The sequence below is a fragment of the Rhodopseudomonas sp. genome, from assembly GCF_013377015.1.
Taxonomy (GTDB): Bacteria; Pseudomonadota; Alphaproteobacteria; order Rhizobiales; family Xanthobacteraceae; genus JARJEH01.
This window is the reverse complement of sequence record NZ_JACABA010000002.1, coordinates 567,941-585,354: the sequence shown is the minus strand read 5'-3', so window position 1 is coordinate 585,354 and position 17,414 is coordinate 567,941. Positions and strand designations below refer to the sequence as shown.

Genomic DNA, 17,414 nt, shown 5'->3' with positions numbered 1-17,414 from the left:
ACCTCGTCTTGCTACTGGCGGCGTTGCCCGCCGCCTAGCTTGGCGGCCATCCCGGTTACATCGCGCGACACTGGCCGGGCCTGATCTCGCTCGCCGCGCTCGGCAACCTCGGCACCTGCGTGGTTTACCCGATCGATGTTCTGACGCAGCAAACCGCCGCGGCGTCGCGCTGGCGACGTCGCGGCCGATCGGCGCTGTGGCTGCTCGGCACGCTGCTCGGCGCCGCGTTGATCGCCTTCGCGGTGGTCGTTCTGTTCGATCCGGCAGGACCCATTCCGGCGCCCGACTGAGTTCGCGGCGAGGGCAGCGTCGCCGTCTGCGCGTGACCGCAAGGTCGCGACGACACCGCGTCGGCGCTCCGACGTCGTCCTGCGGACGCTGAACCGATCGCGAATCAGCGAATTCGATTCGTCGAAAAAACCCGGCTTGGCGAGCCTTGATGAGACGTCGAGACCGCAAGCACGAAAATTTTTTCATTGCCAAAAATCGCGACTCAGAGTCCGCGAACGAGGTTTTCGGCTCCGCGCGATGAGTCGCGGATGGCCGCGATGCGCGCGCTTCTCTTGCATCGTGAATTACGAAAATACCTGCGGTTCAAGCACTTTCTGCAATCTTGACAATCGTCGACGTAGTGTTTTCACGCACAATCTGCATCGCGCCGTCGATGCGTTGGTGTGTTCGGTTCGAACGTGCGGTACGCGCGGTGACATTGCGTCATCAACACTTCCTTAAGCGGGACACTGTTTTTTCTAATGTGTTGGTGTATTCGGAATGTAGTGCATTTCGATTCCCGAGTGCACGCAGCGATTAAGCCATCTCACTTTATTCAGGAGGGCAACATGGCCAAGAAAGCTAAGAAGGCAAAGAAGGCGACGAAGAGCGCGGTGAAGAAGACCGCGAAGAAGACGAAGAAGGTCGCCAAGAAGAAGAAGTAACTTCGACAACGAGATTGCCGGCAGGTCGATGCCGGCGACGTCACAAGAGCCACCAGCACCGTCCGCTTCACGAAGCGGATTTCAGCGGAGGCTCTGGTCGACGAAAGAGGGTGTCGGCGAGACATCAGGTCAAACGGCCGGATCGTAAGTTCGACAGGGTTCGCTCTGGTTGGAAGCGGTCCGGCAGAAGAAACGGTTTTTCTTCGTACGGTGCGGATCTTGGGTCCGCAGTTTCACCGGCGGTCACCGCGGCGTGAGATTTGATCCTGACGTGTTCGCCGACGCCCTCGTTTTTTTGCCCCGCGCCCAGTCGCCGGGCCGCATCCCCTCCCATCGCTGTCCGACCCAAAGCCCGGTGGCATCAGGCACCGGCGCGTTGGTGCGATGGTTATCGTTTCGCGAAAACCGAGGGTAAACCAAGTCTGGCGACCCGATGTAAATCGCTGCGGCACAGTGGTTTTTGCGATCGGGGGCGAGCCGCCGGGTTGCCTTGTTCAGATTCTCTTCATCGCGATACTTAAACTGCTCTTCAAATTTGATCGACATGATCATCCCAACACGCCGGATCACGGCGGTGGGATGTGTTGAACGATTGGACAGGAGCCGCCTCGGGTTCGAGCCGGCCAAAGATGGAGAGCAAGATGCTTCAGGGCAATTTCGATCTTGAAACCGCGACCCCGGTGGAAGCCGGCGCCAATCCGGACCTGCTGTTCGACCTCGGGATGCTGTTCGCATCCGGACGCTCGGCGCCGGTCGATCTGGTGGCGGCGCACAAATGGTTCAATCTCGCGGCGCTGAAGGGCCGGGTCGATGCGATCCAGCTGCGCCGCGAAATCGCCGAGCTGATGTCGGCGGAAGAGATCGCCAAGGCGCAGCGCGAAGCCCGCGCCTGGATGACGTCGCACTGATCGACGCGATCCGACGCCAGGCGCGGCGTGCTGTCGCACGCGCGCGGTATCGGCGTATGTTGAATTAGTCGTAAGTTGCGCAGACCACGACGCCGCACCGAAGTTATTCTTCCGGCACGCTCCAGCAAGGGAGCTTTCAGGAGGAATGCCATGAAACTGAAATCAATCTTCAGCATCGTCGCCACCGTGGGCGCGCTCGCCGCGTCCGGGGCGCTGGCCGCTGAGTTCGGCACCGCCGACGAAGCCAAGGCCATGCTCAACAAGGCCGCCGCCGCCGTCAAGGCCGACAAGGCCGCAGCACTTGCCCAGTTCAACAAGGGCGAGGGCGGCTTCAAGGATCGCGATCTTTACCCGTTCTGCGGCGGCGCTGACGGCAACTTCACCGCGCACCCGACCTTGGTCGGCAAGAGCCTGAAGGAACTCAAGGACAAGACCGGCAAGGCGCTGGGCGAGGAGATCTATTCCACCGCCAAGGAAGGCGAGGTCAAGGAAGTCAGCTACATGTGGCCGCGCCCCGGCCAGACCGATCCGGTGCAGAAGGTCACCTTCGTGACCAAAATCGGCGACCAGACCTGCGCCGTCGGCTACTACAAGTAATTCCTAACCTTCGATTTGTCGGACCAACGGCGGCGGGATTGCTCGCCGCCGTTTCTGTTTCCGGCGCAGTCGCGGCTCACTCGATCCGGATCTTGGCGGCGCGGATCACGTCGGCCCACAACAGCTTCTCGGCGGCCATCCGGTCCCGCAATTGTTGCGGCGTGGAGGGCGCGGGCGCGATCAGCTGGGCCTTCAGCTTGGCGATCACCGCCGCTTCGCCGAGCGATTGCCGGACGTCCGCATTGATCACATCGACCAGCGCCGAAGGCGTTGCGCCCGGCGCGATCAGCGCATTCCAGGCATCCGACTGCACGTCGATGCCGCTTTCCTTCAGCGTCGGTACCTCGGGCAGGAACGGCGATCGCGCGGCGGTCGAGACCGCGAGGATCTTGACCGCGCCTGACGCCAGATGCGGCGTCACCGCGATCGCCGGCAGGCACGCCGCCTGGACGTCGCCGCGGATCAGCGCAGTCACCGCATTGGGCGAGCCCGCATAGGGGATGTGCACCATGCCGGCGCCGGCGTGCTGCGCGATCGCCTCCATGCACAGCTGCGACAGCGAGCCGGCGCCGATCGACGCATAGGCGAGGCCGGTCTTGTCGCTCTTCAGCCGCGCCACGAACTCCGCGACGCTGCCGACGCCGAGGCTCGCCGGCACCGCCAGCACGCTCGGCAATTGGGTGAGCAGCGTCACCGGCGCGATGTCTCGTTCCGGATCGTAGGGCAGCCTGGCGAACAACAGCGTGTTGATCGCCAGCGGCCCGCCGAGCGAGATGCCGAGCGTGGCGCCGTCTCCCGCCGCCTTGGCAACCGCGTCGGTGCCGATATTGCCGGAGGCGCCGGGCTTGTTCTCGACGACGAAGCTGGAACCCGGATGATGCGCCTGCAGACTGTCGGCAACAATCCGGCCGACCAGGTCCGGCGTCGAGCCCGGCCCGAACGGCACCACGATCCGCACCAGTTTCGGCGGCCAGTATGCGGCTTGCGCCAGCGCGTCCGCGGCGCCCGGTAGCCAAAGCAGTGCCGCCAGCGCCATGGTTTGCAGCAAGATGGCGCGCGACACCGTCGGTCCGGCAGATCCCCTCAGCATTGCGTCCGTCCCATAAAGAATGATACCCGGAACCGTTCCGCGCTCCGGCCGCTGAGCCCATGGCGCGCGCGACGGCGCGGACCATAAGTGGAATCCACCGGCGCGGAAACCGCGACGTGCGACCATAAACAGGGAGTAGCGTGATGGGACTTGTGGTGATGATCCTCGGTCTGGTGCTGTTCATGGGCACCCATATCGTGACCACGCAGCGCGACCTACGCGCCCGGCTGATCGGGATCGGCGGCGAGGCGGTCTACAAGATCGGCTATGCGGTGCTGGCGCTCGGCGGGATCGTGCTGATCGCCTACGGCTTCGGCGAGTATCGCGCCGGCGGCATGATCGACCTCTGGCATCCGCCGAAATGGACCAAGCACGTCACCGCGGCCTTGATGCTGCCGGCGGTGATCCTGCTGGTGGCGGCCTATAGCCGTGGCCGCATCTACACCGTCGTGAAACATCCGATGATCACCGCGGTGAAGCTGTGGGCGGCGGCGCATCTGCTGGCCAATGGCGATCTCGGTTCGATCATCCTGTTCGGCGCGTTTCTGGGCTGGGCGGTGTTCGACCGGATCTCGCTGAAGCACCGCAGCGATCTCGGCGGCCCGCCGATCCCGGTGGGCGGTCCGAAGAACGACCTGATCGCGATCGCGATCGGAGTCGTGGTGTATCTCGCGCTGGCCTTCGTTTTCCACCCAATGGTGATCGGCGTCTCGGTCTTCTGAGTCCAAGGAATAATAACATGTCGGTGCAATCCGCCATCAGGCGCAAAACCGCGCCGGATATCCGCGCGCGCAAGGGCGGCGATCCGATCGTGATGCTGACCTCGTATCACGCCCACACCGCGTCGCTGGTCGATCGCTATTGCGACGTCATCCTGGTCGGCGACTCGCTCGGCAATGTGATGCACGGCTTCGAGACCACGGTGCCGGTGACCCTCGATATGATGATCCTGCAGGGCCGCGCGGTGATGCGCGGCTCCGAGCAGGCGCTGGTGGTGGTCGACATGCCGTTCGGCTCCTATGAGGCGTCGAAGGAGCAGGCGTTCCATTCCGCGGTGCGGATCATGAAGGAAAGCCTGTGCGGCGCGGTGAAGCTGGAGGGCGGCGTCAAGATGGCCGAGACCATCCGCTTCCTGTCCGAGCGCGGCGTGCCGGTGATGGGCCATATCGGGCTGACGCCGCAATCGATCAACACGCTGGGCTCGTTCCGCGCCCAGGGCCGCGAGGAGGGCAGCTGGGAGCCGATCGAGGCCGACGCCCGCGCCGTCAGCGAGGCCGGAGCGTTCTCGGTGGTGATCGAGGCGGTGGCCGAACCGCTCGGTCGCAAGATCACCGAACAGATCGCGATCCCGACCATAGGGATCGGCGCCAGCGCCGCCTGCGACGGCCAGGTGCTGGTGCTGGAAGACATGCTCGGCCTGTCGCCGCGCGCGCCAAAATTCGTCAAGCGCTACGGTAATCTCGGCCCCGGCATCGAGGCCGCGATCAAGGACTATGCCGACGAGGTGCGCTCGCGCGCCTTTCCCGGGCCGGAGCATGTCTACGGCATGAAGCCGAAGGGCTGAGACGCTGCCAGCAACAGACGAGGTTGTCGTAGTTAACGCTTTGATCGGGCTTGCTTTGCCTTGCCGTCGCCATATCGCTAGGGTATCGCCGCCGGCATGCGCGGGGCAGGACGGTGCGGACTCGCTGCGAGGCGCCGCTACTTCGGGACGGGAAAATCCTAAGTGTCTGAATTATTTAATGAAGTCGATGAAGACCTGCGTCGCGACCAGCTCAAGAAGCTGTGGGACCGCTATTCGATTTTCATCATCGCTGGTGCGATTCTGATCGTCGCTTCGGTCGGCGGCTGGCGCGGCTATCAATATCTTGAGGCCAAGAAGGCGGCCGAGGCGGGCGCGGCGTTCTCCGCCGCCGCCGATCTGGCCGAGCAGAACAAGCACGCCGAGGCCGAAGCGGCATTCGCCAAGCTGGCGACCACAGCGCCGTCGGGATATCGCACCCTGGCGCGGCTGCGTCAGGCGGCCGAGATTGCGGTTCGCGATCCGAACGCGGCGGTGAAGCTCTATGACGAGGTCGCGGCCGACCGCAGCGTTCCTGTCCCGGATCGCGATCTGGCGGTGATCCGCGCCGCCAGCCTGCTGATGGAAACCACCAGCTACACCGACATGCTGCAGCGGCTCGAGCCCGCCACCGCACCGACCGGTACCTATCGCCACAGCGCGCGCGAATTGCTGGCGCTGTCGGCGTGGCGTTCCAATGACGTCGCGGCGACGCGGAAGTGGCTCGAATTGATCAATACTGACGCAGAGACGCCGTCCAGCCTGCGCAGCCGCGGCGACGTCCTGCAAGCATTGCTGCCGCCTGCCGCCAAGAGCTGACAGCAATCAACTGGCCGACCGACAAGAGTTGAGTGAGAGACCGTCCATGCGCCGCTGCCATCGTTTGATCTCTGTCGTCGTGCTGCTGGCGCTGTCGGGCGCGTTGGCCGGATGCGGCAGCATGAGCGGCTTCGACCCGACCGACCTGTTCGATTTCCTCGACACCAAGAAGAAGCTGCCGGGCGACCGCAAGCCGGTGTTCCCGGAAGGCGTGCCCGGAGTCGAGCAGGGCGTGCCGAAGAGTCTGTACAAGGGCTCGCAGCAGGAGCTGATCGATCGGCAGAACGCCGAGGCCGCCGCTGCCACGGCGGCGGAGGCCGCGCCGCCGTCGCAACAGCCGAAGTCGAAGCGGGCGTCGCGTTCAAAGCCGAGCACCCGACCGGTCGCGGCAGCGCCCGCGCCGGACGCTGAACCGGCGCCAGAGGAAGAGGGCAGCACCGCGGCGGCGCCGCCAGCCCCAAAGCCGCCCAAACAGTCGCGGCGCAGGACCACGGCCCCGCCGCCTGAACAATCCACGGCGCAGCCGGCCCCCTCCGCTACCCAGCAGCCGGCGTCGGGGGCGTTCCCCGCACCCTTGCCAAGCGGCACCTTCTCGCGCTGATCGGGCTTCGGCCGCGCGCCAACATTGACAGGGCGCCGGTTATGGGCGCACGGATCACCGATGTCCTTCACCATTGCCATTATCGGCCGACCTAACGTCGGCAAATCGACGTTGTTCAACCGCCTTGTCGGGCAGAAACTGGCGTTGGTCGACGACACGCCCGGCGTCACCCGCGACCGCCGCGAGGGCGAGGGCAAGCTCGGCGATCTCGAATTCACCCTGATCGATACCGCGGGGCTCGACGAAGGCGCCAAGGGCTCGCTGACCGCGCGGATGCAAGAGCAGACCGAGGTCGCGATCGCTCTCGCCGACGCGCTGTTCTTCGTGATCGACGCCCGCGCCGGCCTCACACCGAACGATCGCGCCTTCGCCGATTTCGCCCGCCGCGCCGACAAGCCGGTGATCCTCGTTGCGAACAAAAGCGAGGGCCGGCACGGCGAGATCGGTGCGATGGAGTCCTATGCGCTGGGACTCGGTGATCCGATCCAGATATCAGCCGAGCACGGCGAGGGCCTCAGCGATCTCTACGACGCGCTGCGTGCGCTGATGCCGGAGCCGGAAGAGGAGCCGGAGGAATTCGACGACGACGACATCATCGAATCCGACGAGGATCTGGCCAAGCGGCCGATCCGCGTGGCGATCGTCGGCCGGCCCAATGCCGGCAAATCGACGCTGATCAACCATCTGCTCGGCGAGGAGCGGCTGCTGACAAGCCCCGAGGCCGGCACCACCCGGGATTCGATCTCCGTCGAGGTCAACTATCAGGGCCGCGAATTCCGTATCTTCGACACCGCCGGGCTGCGGCGGCGTTCGCGGATCGAGGAGAAGCTGGAAAAGCTCTCGGTCGCCGACGCGCTGCGGGCGATCCGCTTCGCCGAGGTCGTGGTGCTGATGATGGATTCGCAGAACAAGTTCGAAGAACAGGATCTGCGGATCGCCGATCTGATCGAGCGCGAGGGCCGCGCGCTGGTGATCGCGGTCAACAAATGGGACCTGATGGGCCGGCAGGCCAATCTGGTGGCGCAATTGCGCACCGACGTCGATCACCTGCTGCCGCAGGTCAAGGGCGTGCCGATCGTCGCGGTGTCAGGGCTGATGGGCGAGGGCATCGATCGGCTGATGAAGGCGATCGAGGAATCCTACGCGGTGTGGAACAAGCGGGTGCCGACCGCCACGCTGAACCGCTGGTTCGAGCAGGCGATCGAAGCCAATCCGCCGCCCGCGGTGTCGGGCCGCCGGCTGAAGCTGAACTACGTCACCCAGGCCAAGGCGCGGCCGCCGAGCTTCATCGTGTTCTGCTCGCGCGCCGACGCGGTGCCGCAATCCTATCTGCGCTATCTGGTCAACAGCATGCGAACCTATTTCGATCTGCCCGGCACGCCGGTGCGGATCATGCTGCGCGAAAAGGCCAACCCCTTCGCCCACAAGCGCAAGCGGCCGACGCGGTAAGGCGCGCCGCTCCGGCTTCGCGCGGCGTGCGGCCTCGCGCCCCGGAACGACAAGGGGCGGCTTTAGGGCACCATCGCTACCATGTTGCCGACGAATGGATGTGTCATTTTGAATTGCCGGGTCCGGCGGGACCCACTAATTTACGCTGAGAGCGTCGGCGGTTGTCGTCAGGGCGCAGCCAATTTCAGCGATTTCATGAGTCTGGAACAGCCAGTTGCGGCGGAGATGGCGACGCCGCCGGTCGAAGGGCCGCGTCGCGCCGCGGTTGGCTTTGTCTTCGTCACCATTCTGCTCGACATGCTGAGCGTCGGCATGATCCTGCCGATCCTGCCGAAGCTGATCGAAAGCTTCGCCGACAACAACACCGCCGACGCGGCAAAAATCTATGGCGTGTTCGGCACCGCCTGGGCGCTGATGCAGTTCTTCGCCTCGCCGGTGCTGGGCGGATTGAGCGACCGGTTCGGACGCCGCCCGGTGATCCTGCTGTCGAATCTCGGCCTCGGCCTCGACTACATCCTGATGGCGCTGGCGCCGTCGCTGCTGTGGCTGTTCGTCGGGCGGGTGATCTCGGGCATCACCTCGGCGTCGATCTCCACCGCCTTCGCCTATATCGCCGACGTCACGCCTGCGGAGAAGCGCGCCGCGGTGTTCGGCAAGGTCGGCGCCGCGTTCGGGCTCGGTTTCATTTTCGGCCCGGCGATTGGGGGCCTGCTCGGCGGCGTCGATCCGCGGCTGCCGTTCTGGGTCGCCGCCGGACTAAGCCTCGCCAACGCGCTGTACGGCTTCCTGATCCTGCCGGAATCGCTGCCGAAGGAACGCCGCTCGCCGTTCCGCTGGAAATCCGCCAATCCGCTCGGCGCGCTGAAATTGCTGCGCTCGAATGCGACATTGGCGGCGCTGGCGGTGGTCGGCTTCTGCGCCGAGGTGGCGCATGTCGCACTGCCGGCGACCTTCGTGCTGTACAGCACCTATCGCTACGGCTGGGATCAGGTCACGGTCGGCCTGGCGCTGGCCTTTGTCGGACTCTGCACCACGGTGGTGCAGGGCTTCATGGTGGCGCCCGCGGTGAAGCTGCTGGGGGAACGCCGCGCGCTGGTGGTCGGCTATGGCTGCGGCGCGCTCGGCTTTGCGATCTATGCGCTGGCGCCGACCGGGGCGCTGTTCTGGATCGGGATTCCGGTGATGACGATCTGGGGCATCGCCGGGCCGGCGACCTCCGGGCTGATGACGCGGCTGGTTTCGCCGGATCAACAGGGCCAGCTGCAGGGCGCCACCACCAGCGTCAACAGCGTCGCCGAACTGATCGGGCCGTTCCTGTTCACGATGATCTTCGCGTATTTCATCGGGCCGAACACACCGCTGCATCTGCCCGGCGCGCCGTTCCTGCTGGCCGGCGCGCTCCTGCTGCTGTCGACGCTGATTGCCGCCAGCGCGGTAGCGGCGATGAAACGAAATCAGGCGCCGCAAGCGGCGCCTGATCGATAATGGTGGAGCGGACGCCGCTTACTTCTTGACCAGCGGGCACTCGCTTTCCGACAGCGGCCTGGCGGCGTCGTCGGGCGCGATGGTCGAGATCAGCTTGTAGTAGTCCCACGGCCCCTTGGATTCCTCTGGCTTCTTCACCTCGAACAGGTAGGCCGGGATCAGCCGGCGACCGTCGGCGCGCAGCGGACCCTTGCCGAACAGCGGATCGTCGGTCGGCAGTTCCTTCATCTTGGCGACCACCTTGGCGCCGTCATGGGGATTGCCGCCGAGGGCTTCCATCGCCTTCAGATAATGCAGCACCGCGGCGTAGTTGCCGGCCTGGGTCATCGACGGCATCGAGCCCTTGTTGGCCAGCGCGGCGAACCGCTTCGACCAGGCGCGGGTGGCGTCGTTCATGTCCCAGTAGAAGGATTCGGTGAACGACAGGCCCTGCGCGGTCTTCAGGCCGAGCGAATGCACGTCGTTGATGAACAAGAGCAGCGCCGCGATCTTCTGGCCGCCGGCGACGATGCCGAACTCTGCCGCCTGCTTGATCGCGTTGGTGGTGTCGCCGCCGGCATTGGCGAGACCGATCACCTTGGCTTTCGAGGCCTGCGCCTGCAGCAGGAAAGAGGAGAAGTCGGCGGTGTTGATCGGGTGCTTGACGCCACCGAGCGATTTGCCGCCGTTGGCGGTGACCACCGCGGTGGTGTCGCGTTCCAGCGCGTGGCCGAAGGCGTAGTCCGCGGTGAGGAAGAACCAGGTATCGCCACCGGATTTGGTCATCGCCTTGCCGGTGCCGTGGGCGAGCATGTAGGTGTCGTAGGTGTAGGAGATCGTGTTCGGGGTGCAGGCCTTGCCGGTGAGATCGGCGGAGGCGGCGCCCGAATTCAGCAGCACGGCGTTCTTCTCACGCACCAACGTGCTGACCGCGAGGGCCACGCCGGAATTCGGCGTATCGGCGATGGCGTCGACCTTGTCCACGTCGATCCACTGCCGCGCGAGGTTGGTGCCGACGTCGGGCTTGTTCTGGTGGTCGCCGCTGACCACGTCGATCTTCCAGCCCTTCGCCAGCAGGCCGGAATCCTCGATCGCCATCTTGACGGCGACCACCGAATTCGGCCCGCCGATGTCGGCATACAGGCTCGACATGTCGTTGAGCACGCCGATCTTGACGGCCTTGTCCTGGGCCAGCGCAGGTGTTGCGAACGCGGCGCCCGCCAGCGCGAGCGCTATGGCGTGGTGACGCGAGAATACTGCTCTCATTCTTGGCTTCCTCTATCGGTGTCGATTGTGAGCGGGTGTTGGCCCCGCTTGGACGTCAGTCAACCGTGCCGCCGACCGGGAGTCAATCAGCCGGGGGCTCGATGTTCTTGAGCGCGCGGGACGGATAGTCATAAATTTGTCCGGCCGCGGACCAGGATGGCAGGCACATCGGCACGATCAGCTCGGCGACCTGATCCGGCGTGGTCAGGGTCTGCGGGTCCTCGCCGGGCATGACCTTGGCGCGCATCTTGGTACGGGTCGGGCCCGGATTGAACAGGTTGACGCGGATCGGTGTGGTGGTCGCGGTTTCCTTGGCCCACACCCGCACCAGGCAATCCAGTGCCGCCTTCGAGGCCGCATAGGGACCGCGATAGGCCGGCGCCTTGCCGGCCGATCCGGAGGTGATGAACACCGCGCGGCCGGCATCGGAGGCCCGCAGCAGCGGTTCCATGCAGCGGATCAATTGAAAATTCGCGGTGAGGTTGATGGCGATCACGTCGGTCCACGGCTTCAGCTCGATGTGGCCGAGGGGCGACGACGGCCCCGCGATCCCGGCGTTGCCAACCAGAATGTCGAGCTTGCCATGACGCTCGTACAGCGCCGCGCCGAGCCGGGCGATGGCGTCGAAATCGGTGAGGTCGAGCGGCACCAGCGTGGCGCTGTCGCGGCCGAGCTTGCGGATCTCGTCGTCGAGTTCCTCCAGCCCGCCTTGGGTGCGGGCGACGGCGATCACATGGGCGCCGGCCTTGGCCAGCGCCAGCGCGGTGGCATAGCCGATGCCGCGCGAGGCGCCGGTGACGAGAGCGATGCGGGAGGCGAGGGGGAGGGGCATGGCGAGCTTCTATCCGTCATGGCCGGGCTTGTCCCGGCCATCCACGGCGTCTTTTAAAGACGTGGATGCCCGGCACAAGGCCGGGCATGACGAACTTTAGTGATGCGCGTTGGGAAGTTGCTCAGCTCGCCTCGGCCAGCAGCGAGAGCTGCCGCGGCTGCGCTTCGGTCTGGTTCAAATCGGTGAGCGGGGTCGGGTACTCGCCGGTGAAGCAGTGGTCGGTGAATTTCGGATGCGCGTTGTCGCGGCCGGGCTCGCCCATCGCGCGGTAGATGCCGTCGATCGACAGGAATGCCAGCGAGTCGGCGCCGATCAGGTCGCGCATTTCTTCCAGGGTGCGGGTCGCCGCCAGCAGGCCGGCGCGATCCGGGGTGTCGATGCCGTAATAATCGGGGTGGGTGATCGGCGGCGAGGCGATGCGGAAATGCACTTCCTTGGCGCCGGCGTCGCGCATCATCTTGACGATCTTGCGCGAGGTGGTGCCGCGCACCAGCGAGTCGTCGATCAGGACGATACGCTTGCCTTCGATCGCGGCGCGGTTGGCGGAGTGCTTCATCCGCACCCCGAGTTCGCGCACGCTTTGGGTCGGCTGGATGAAGGTGCGGCCGACATAGTGATTGCGGATGATGCCGAGCTCGAACGGCACGCCAGATACGCGGCTGTAGCCGATCGCGGCGGGGACGCCGGAATCCGGCACCGGCACCACCACGTCGGCTTCGACATTGCTTTCGCGCGCCAGTTCGGCGCCCATCGCCTTGCGCACATCGTAGACCGAGCGGCCGCCGACGATCGAATCGGGGCGCGAGAAATAAATGTATTCGAAGATGCAGGGCCGCGGCGGCATCGGCGGAAACGGCTTGTGGCTGGCGACGCCGTGGCGGTCGAACACCACCACTTCGCCGGGCTCGACGTCGCGAATGTATTTTGCGCCGATGATGTCCAGCGCACAGGTCTCCGAGGCCAGAATCGGACAGCCGTCGAGATCTCCCAGCACCAGCGGGCGAATCCCGAGCGGATCGCGAGCGCCGATCAGCTTCTTGTTGGTCAGCGAAACCAGCGAATAGGCGCCCTCGATCGCGCGCAGCGCGTCGATGAAACGATCGATGAAGCGGCCGCGCTTCGACTGCGCGACCAGATGCAGGATCACTTCGGTGTCGGTGGTGGATTGCATCATCGCGCCGTTGCGCACCAGCTCGCGGCGCAGCGTCAGCCCGTTGGTGAGGTTGCCGTTGTGGCCGACCGCGAAGCCGCCGGCATTGAGCTCGGCGAACAGCGGCTGCACGTTGCGCAGGATGGTTTCGCCGGTGGTGGAATAGCGGACATGGCCGACCGCTGCGGTTCCCGGCAGCCGTGCGATCACATCGGCGCTGGAGAAGGTGTCGCCGACTAGTCCGAGCCTGCGCTCGGAATGAAAGCGGCCGCCCTCGAACGAGACGATGCCGGCGGCCTCCTGGCCGCGATGCTGAAGGGCGTGGAGGCCGAGGGCGGTGATCGCGGCGGCGTCGGGATGGCCGAAGATGCCGAACACGCCGCATTCCTCCCGCAGCGTGTCGCCGTTCAGATCGGAATCCTGCAGGTCGAGATCGAGCTGGTCAGACCGTGCGGCGTCGTCGGAAGGGCTCTGTATCGCGTCCATCGCGCCTCTCTTTTCGCGGCCGATTAACGGGCGGCCGGCTTTTCGATCAGCTTCTTCAAGTTGTCGCGTTGATTCTTGCTGTAGCCGTCGGCGGCTCCGGGCGTCACGGCATCGTCGGCCTGATCGTCGTCCGGCTTGGTCTTCTTGAACCTCTTCAAGATGGTATTCTCGGGGTCATCCGGCAAGAGCGCCATCAGCCATTGCCCGGTTCCTTCCAGCACGGTGCGCGACTTCGCGGCCGTCACCCATTCCGGGCGCTGCTTGTCGGGCACCAGCCAGATGAAGAACTGATAGGCCACCACCACGATCAGCAGACCGCGCGCCAGCCCGAACAGGAACCCGAGGGTGCGGTCGAGCGCGCCGATCCGCGAATCCAGGATCATGTCGGAAATCCGCACCGTGACGATCGAGACCACGATCAGGGTGCCGATGAACACGCCGGCGATCACCACCACGGAGGCGACGGTGTCGTTGCTGAAATAGGTCTTGGCGGTCGGCAGCAGTTTCTGGAACGCGTAGAGCGTGACCAGCGCGGCGGCGCCCCAGGCGGCAATCGACAGCACCTCGCGCATGAAGCCGCGGACCATCGCCAGCAGGCCCGAAATCAACATCACGGCGAGCACAACGAAATCGAGAATCGTAATCGGCATCGGCTGCTCAGGTCCGCTCGGTCATCAATGGCGCGAATCGGCGTGTTGGGTGCCCGCACAAGTGACGGTGATATGGCACGTCCCGCAAGGCCCGAAAACCGCTAACGGACCCATCCTCACAGCATTGCTCGGGTCGGTTAAGGATTGGTCTTGCAGGCCACATGCCAGCTGCGGGGGTTGTATAGCGGCGGCGTCCGCCAACGTCACCCCGGATCAGCCGTGGTCGCGACGGAATCGCGCCGGTGTGGCATTTTTCTCTGCCGATGTGTCTTTGCCGGTGTCGCGGCTCGGCCGCGCGGTACCGCGCGCGGCGATGTCGGCGACCAAGCTGGACAGGCCGGCGACGGTGCCGAGCACCAATCCGGCATCGCCGCTGGCATCGCCACGGGCCGATTCGGGCAAGACCGCGCGGCCGAAACCGAGTTTGGCGGCTTCTTTGAGCCGCGCCGCGGTCTGCGCCACCGGCCGCACCGCGCCCGACAGTGAGATCTCGCCAAAATACACCGCGTCGGTGGGCAGCGGCGCATTGGCCAGCGACGACACCAAAGCGGCGGCGGCGGCGAGATCGGCCGCCGGCTCGTTGATGCGCAAGCCGCCGGCGACGTTGAAATAGACGTCGTAGCCGGAGAGCTTGACCCCGCAATGCGCCTCCAGCACCGCCAGCACCATCGACAGCCGCGAAGAATCCCAGCCGACCACGGCTCGGCGCGGGGTGCCGAGCGTGGTCGGCACAACCAATGCCTGCAATTCGACCAGCACCGGGCGGGTGCCCTCCAGCCCGGCGAACACCGCGGTGCCTGGCGAGCCCAGATCGCGCTCCGACAGGAACAGCTCCGACGGATTGAGGACCTCGCGCAGGCCGAGGCCGGTCATCTCGAACACGCCGATCTCATCGGTCGGCCCGAACCGGTTCTTCGCTGCGCGGAGGATGCGGAATTGCTGCGAGCCTTCGCCCTCGAAACTCAGCACCGCGTCGACCATGTGCTCGACCACGCGGGGGCCGGCGATCTGGCCGTCCTTGGTGACGTGGCCGACCAGGATGATGGTGGCGCCGGATTTCTTGGCAAAGCGGATCAGCGCCTGCGCCGAGGCGCGGACCTGGGTCACGGTGCCGGGCGCGGACTCCACCGTGTCGGTCCACATCGTCTGGATCGAATCGATCACGATCAGCCGTGGCACCGCGCCTTCCGAAAGGGTTGCGATGATGTCTTCGACCGAAGTCTCAGCGGCGAGCTGGACCGGCGCGTCGGCCAGCCCGAGCCGCTCGGCGCGCAGCCGGACCTGCGCTACCGCTTCTTCGCCCGAGATATAGACCGCGCGATGCCCGGCCCGGGCCATCAGGCTGGTGGCCTGGGTCAGCAGCGTCGATTTGCCGATGCCGGGATCGCCGCCGACCAGCAGCACCGAGCCGCGGACAAAGCCGCCGCCGGTGACGCGGTCGAGCTCGGACATCCCGGAGGCGGTACGCGGGGCGTCGACGCTGGCCCCGGTCAGGCTCTCCAGCTTGAACAGCCGGCCGCGCCGCTTGGAGCGAATCGAGGCCGGAATCGAGGTGCCGCCGGCATCCTCCTCGACCAGCGTGTTCCACTCGCCGCAGGATTCGCACTTGCCCTGCCAGCGATTGAACGCCGCGCCGCAATTCTGGCAGACGAAGGAGAGGGTGGCTTTGGCCATGGTGCGGGAATCGCCGTCGAGAGGATTGCGCGCATTCCATAGCACGCTTGAGCCGGCGGCGAGCAGGTTCTGAATCGCCCGTTCGGAGAGGAAGATGGCATTCTTCATTGGTCAGATTGCAATGCCCGGCGTGGCGTCTAGGATGTGAGCTACTTGTCTGATGCCGACGGATCGTGTTGCCGGGATTGCTGGCCTCAAATGGCAGGCGGGATCGATGTCACTGCTGGACAAATTTCTCCCGCGCTATCAATTTTCGGAGCGCCATCACATCAAGGTGCGCTGCGGGCCGGGCGAGCTGCTCGACGTCATTCAAGAGTTCAGACCACCCAAGGACGGCTTCAGCGAGCTGGCAATGGCCGTGCGTCAGCTGCCGGCCAGATTGCTGCATTGGCTGGCTCCCGCGCGCGTGCCGCGACCGTCACCTTTCACCCTGGATAGCTTCACGCCGCTAGCACGCGACGGCGACAGGGAAATCGTCGCTGGGCTGATCGGCCGGTTTTGGCGTGCTGACTTCGGATTGTGCGTCGTCGACGGCGCTGCCGGGTTTCTGGCCTGCAACCCCGCGAAGACCTCGAAGCTCGCGATCGGATTCTCGACCGAACAAATCGGAGCGGTCACCGTTCTGACGACAGAGACGCGGGTCTATTGTCCCGACCGCTACTCGCTCACCATGTTCTTTCCCTATTGGCTCGCGATCAGGCCGGTGAGCGGCATGCTTCGCCGCCGTGCGCTCGGAACCGTCCGCAGACTGGCGGAATCACGCGCCCACGATCAGGCCATCAGCTAGAAGCAGGCGCTTCGCCCAAAATCTCCGACAGCGCCGCTAGCAGCCGTTTGATCTGCGCGTCGGTGCCGATCGTGATCCGCAGATAGTCGGCGATGCGCGGCGCGGCGAAATGTCGGACGATCACGGCGCGCTGGCGCAGCGCCGCGGCCAGCGCCGCGCCGTCCTGCGCCGGATGCCGCGCGAACACGAAGTTGGCGGCGGACGGCAGCACGGCGAAGCCGAGCCGGGCCAGTCCGCGATTCAGCCGCTCGCGGCCTTCGATCACCTGCGTGCGGCTGTGTTGGAAATAGGCCTCGTCCGCCAGCGCGGCGATGGCGCCGGCCTGCGCCGGCCGGCCCAGCGGATAGGAGTTGAAACTGTCCTTCACCCGCGTCAGCGCCTCGATCAGTCCGGCGTCGCCGATCGCATAGCCGACCCGCAGCCCGGCGAGGGCGCGCGACTTCGACATGGTTTGAACCACCAGCAGGTTCGGGTGCGCGGCGACCAGCGGAATCGCACTGTCGGCTCCGAAATCCACATAGGCCTCGTCGATCACCACCGGCACGTCGGGATGGTCCTGCAGCAGGGTCTCGATTTCGGCCCGCGACAGCGCGATTCCGGTCGGCGCATTCGGATTGGGGATGATGATGGCGCCGGCCGGCCGGCGATAATCGGCGACGCGGATCCGCAAGGCCTGATCGAGCGGCACGCTCTCGCGGGCTATGCCGAACAGCCGGCAATAGACCGGGTAGAAACTGTAGGTGATATCTGGAAACAGCAGAGGCGCGTCGTGTTTCAGCAGCGCGGCGAAGGTGTGGGCCAGCACCTCGTCGGAGCCGTTGCCGACGAACACCTGCTCGGGGCGGACGTGGTGGTAGGTGGCCAGCGCCGTCCGCAGCGCGGTGGCTTGCGGGTCGGGATAGAGCCGCAGCGCGTCGGTGGCTTCAGCACGGATCGCCTCCAGCACGCGGGGCGAGGGGCCGAGCGGACTCTCATTGGTGTTGAGTTTGACCAGATCGGCGATGCGCGGCTGTTCGCCCGGGACATAGGGCTGCAGATCGTGAGTGAGGCGGCTCCAGAAACGGCTCATATTCGCAATCTCTCAGACGCCGCGGCGCGGCGGGCGCGGGGATGGACGCGCGAAACCCGAGCGCGGAGGCGGGAAG

Annotated in this window: 18 protein-coding genes; 10 read left to right on the top strand and 8 right to left on the bottom strand. The window is 65.6% G+C overall.

Going from position 1 to position 17,414, the window contains the following annotated elements:
• The first annotated feature begins 119 nt into the window (after window positions 1–119).
• A complete protein-coding gene (locus tag HXX15_RS11175; protein ID WP_296516047.1) occupies window positions 120–290 on the top strand; it encodes a hypothetical protein in 171 nt (56 codons plus the stop codon).
• 888 nt (window positions 291–1,178) lie between these two features.
• On the opposite strand, the gene HXX15_RS11170 is transcribed toward HXX15_RS11175, so the two are convergent.
• Window positions 1,179–1,487 (bottom strand): hypothetical protein, encoded by a 309-nt coding sequence (locus HXX15_RS11170; protein ID WP_296516045.1) that lies wholly within the window; start codon window positions 1,485–1,487, stop codon window positions 1,179–1,181.
• Between the two features lie 89 nt (window positions 1,488–1,576).
• On the opposite strand from HXX15_RS11170, the gene HXX15_RS11165 reads away from it, so the two are divergent.
• Both HXX15_RS11165 and HXX15_RS11160 read left to right on the top strand, forming a co-directional pair.
• Window positions 1,577–1,843 (top strand): hypothetical protein, encoded by a 267-nt coding sequence (locus HXX15_RS11165; protein WP_296516043.1) that lies wholly within the window; start codon window positions 1,577–1,579, stop codon window positions 1,841–1,843.
• A gap of 150 nt (window positions 1,844–1,993) precedes the next feature.
• Window positions 1,994–2,440, top strand: coding sequence for a cache domain-containing protein (locus HXX15_RS11160; RefSeq protein WP_296516041.1), 447 nt, complete (start codon window positions 1,994–1,996; stop codon window positions 2,438–2,440).
• A gap of 76 nt (window positions 2,441–2,516) precedes the next feature.
• Here HXX15_RS11160 and HXX15_RS11155 read toward each other — a convergent pair whose 3' ends face one another.
• Window positions 2,517–3,485, bottom strand: a complete 969-nt coding sequence (locus HXX15_RS11155) for a tripartite tricarboxylate transporter substrate binding protein (RefSeq protein WP_296516910.1) — start codon at window positions 3,483–3,485, stop codon at window positions 2,517–2,519.
• Window positions 3,486–3,673: 188 nt separating this feature from the next.
• Between HXX15_RS11155 and HXX15_RS11150 the strand changes: the two genes are divergently transcribed.
• The 6 genes from HXX15_RS11150 (at window position 3,674) to HXX15_RS11125 (ending at window position 9,445) form a co-directional block, all read left to right on the top strand.
• Complete coding sequence (locus tag HXX15_RS11150) at window positions 3,674–4,252, top strand: NnrU family protein (RefSeq protein WP_296516040.1); 579 nt, start codon at window positions 3,674–3,676, stop codon at window positions 4,250–4,252.
• Between the two features lie 17 nt (window positions 4,253–4,269).
• Window positions 4,270–5,094 carry a 3-methyl-2-oxobutanoate hydroxymethyltransferase gene (gene panB, locus HXX15_RS11145; protein ID WP_296516038.1) on the top strand — a complete coding sequence of 275 codons (825 nt, stop codon included), beginning with the start codon at window positions 4,270–4,272 and terminating at the stop codon, window positions 5,092–5,094.
• Window positions 5,095–5,256: 162 nt separating this feature from the next.
• On the top strand, window positions 5,257–5,910 hold the full coding sequence (locus HXX15_RS11140) for a tetratricopeptide repeat protein (protein WP_296516036.1): 654 nt from the start codon (window positions 5,257–5,259) through the stop codon (window positions 5,908–5,910).
• A gap of 46 nt (window positions 5,911–5,956) precedes the next feature.
• Window positions 5,957–6,511 (top strand): hypothetical protein, encoded by a 555-nt coding sequence (locus HXX15_RS11135; protein ID WP_296516034.1) that lies wholly within the window; start codon window positions 5,957–5,959, stop codon window positions 6,509–6,511.
• 60 nt (window positions 6,512–6,571) lie between these two features.
• A complete protein-coding gene (gene der, locus HXX15_RS11130) occupies window positions 6,572–7,960 on the top strand; it encodes a ribosome biogenesis GTPase Der (RefSeq protein WP_296516031.1) in 1,389 nt (462 codons plus the stop codon).
• A gap of 195 nt (window positions 7,961–8,155) precedes the next feature.
• The gene (locus HXX15_RS11125; protein WP_296516028.1) at window positions 8,156–9,445 is read left to right on the top strand and encodes a TCR/Tet family MFS transporter; all 1,290 of its coding nucleotides are present in this window, start codon (window positions 8,156–8,158) and stop codon (window positions 9,443–9,445) included.
• A gap of 18 nt (window positions 9,446–9,463) precedes the next feature.
• Here the strand turns inward: HXX15_RS11125 and HXX15_RS11120 are convergent, their stop codons facing one another.
• The 5 genes from HXX15_RS11120 to radA form a co-directional block, all read right to left on the bottom strand.
• Entirely contained in the window at window positions 9,464–10,690 is a 1,227-nt protein-coding gene (locus tag HXX15_RS11120; protein WP_296516026.1) for an ABC transporter substrate-binding protein, read from the bottom strand.
• 82 nt (window positions 10,691–10,772) lie between these two features.
• On the bottom strand, window positions 10,773–11,522 hold the full coding sequence (locus tag HXX15_RS11115; RefSeq protein WP_296516023.1) for an SDR family oxidoreductase: 750 nt from the start codon (window positions 11,520–11,522) through the stop codon (window positions 10,773–10,775).
• Window positions 11,523–11,643: 121 nt separating this feature from the next.
• Window positions 11,644–13,158 carry an amidophosphoribosyltransferase gene (gene purF / locus HXX15_RS11110; RefSeq protein WP_296516021.1) on the bottom strand — a complete coding sequence of 505 codons (1,515 nt, stop codon included), beginning with the start codon at window positions 13,156–13,158 and terminating at the stop codon, window positions 11,644–11,646.
• A 23-nt stretch (window positions 13,159–13,181) separates the two neighbouring features.
• Window positions 13,182–13,808 carry a CvpA family protein gene (locus HXX15_RS11105; RefSeq protein ID WP_296516018.1) on the bottom strand — a complete coding sequence of 209 codons (627 nt, stop codon included), beginning with the start codon at window positions 13,806–13,808 and terminating at the stop codon, window positions 13,182–13,184.
• A gap of 213 nt (window positions 13,809–14,021) precedes the next feature.
• Window positions 14,022–15,482: a DNA repair protein RadA gene (gene radA / locus HXX15_RS11100; protein ID WP_296516909.1), complete on the bottom strand. Its 1,461-nt coding sequence runs from the start codon at window positions 15,480–15,482 to the stop codon at window positions 14,022–14,024.
• Window positions 15,483–15,696: 214 nt separating this feature from the next.
• On the opposite strand from radA, the gene HXX15_RS11095 reads away from it, so the two are divergent.
• Entirely contained in the window at window positions 15,697–16,269 is a 573-nt protein-coding gene (locus HXX15_RS11095; RefSeq protein WP_296516016.1) for a hypothetical protein, read from the top strand.
• Here the strand turns inward: HXX15_RS11095 and hisC are convergent.
• The gene (gene hisC, locus HXX15_RS11090; RefSeq protein ID WP_296516015.1) at window positions 16,262–17,338 is read right to left on the bottom strand and encodes a histidinol-phosphate transaminase; all 1,077 of its coding nucleotides are present in this window, start codon (window positions 17,336–17,338) and stop codon (window positions 16,262–16,264) included. The genes HXX15_RS11095 and hisC overlap by 8 nt on opposite strands.
• Between the last annotated feature and the right edge of the window lie 76 nt (window positions 17,339–17,414).

Bases quoted from the DNA above. Each gene is read 5' to 3' on its own strand.
- hisC (WP_296516015.1), bottom strand. From the start codon at position 17,338: ATGAGCCGTTTCTGGAGCCGCCTCACTCACGATCTGCAGCCCTATGTC.
- HXX15_RS11105 (WP_296516018.1), bottom strand. From the start codon at position 13,808: ATGCCGATTACGATTCTCGATTTCGTTGTGCTCGCCGTGATGTTGATT.
- HXX15_RS11095 (WP_296516016.1), top strand. From the start codon at position 15,697: ATGTCACTGCTGGACAAATTTCTCCCGCGCTATCAATTTTCGGAGCGC.
- radA (WP_296516909.1), bottom strand. From the start codon at position 15,482: ATGGCCAAAGCCACCCTCTCCTTCGTCTGCCAGAATTGCGGCGCGGCG.
- HXX15_RS11115 (WP_296516023.1), bottom strand. From the start codon at position 11,522: ATGCCCCTCCCCCTCGCCTCCCGCATCGCTCTCGTCACCGGCGCCTCG.
- HXX15_RS11150 (WP_296516040.1), top strand. From the start codon at position 3,674: ATGGGACTTGTGGTGATGATCCTCGGTCTGGTGCTGTTCATGGGCACC.
- panB (WP_296516038.1), top strand. From the start codon at position 4,270: ATGTCGGTGCAATCCGCCATCAGGCGCAAAACCGCGCCGGATATCCGC.
- HXX15_RS11125 (WP_296516028.1), top strand. From the start codon at position 8,156: ATGAGTCTGGAACAGCCAGTTGCGGCGGAGATGGCGACGCCGCCGGTC.
- HXX15_RS11160 (WP_296516041.1), top strand. From the start codon at position 1,994: ATGAAACTGAAATCAATCTTCAGCATCGTCGCCACCGTGGGCGCGCTC.
- HXX15_RS11120 (WP_296516026.1), bottom strand. From the start codon at position 10,690: ATGAGAGCAGTATTCTCGCGTCACCACGCCATAGCGCTCGCGCTGGCG.
- der (WP_296516031.1), top strand. From the start codon at position 6,572: ATGTCCTTCACCATTGCCATTATCGGCCGACCTAACGTCGGCAAATCG.
- HXX15_RS11165 (WP_296516043.1), top strand. From the start codon at position 1,577: ATGCTTCAGGGCAATTTCGATCTTGAAACCGCGACCCCGGTGGAAGCC.
- purF (WP_296516021.1), bottom strand. From the start codon at position 13,158: ATGGACGCGATACAGAGCCCTTCCGACGACGCCGCACGGTCTGACCAG.
- HXX15_RS11170 (WP_296516045.1), bottom strand. From the start codon at position 1,487: ATGATCATGTCGATCAAATTTGAAGAGCAGTTTAAGTATCGCGATGAA.
- HXX15_RS11135 (WP_296516034.1), top strand. From the start codon at position 5,957: ATGCGCCGCTGCCATCGTTTGATCTCTGTCGTCGTGCTGCTGGCGCTG.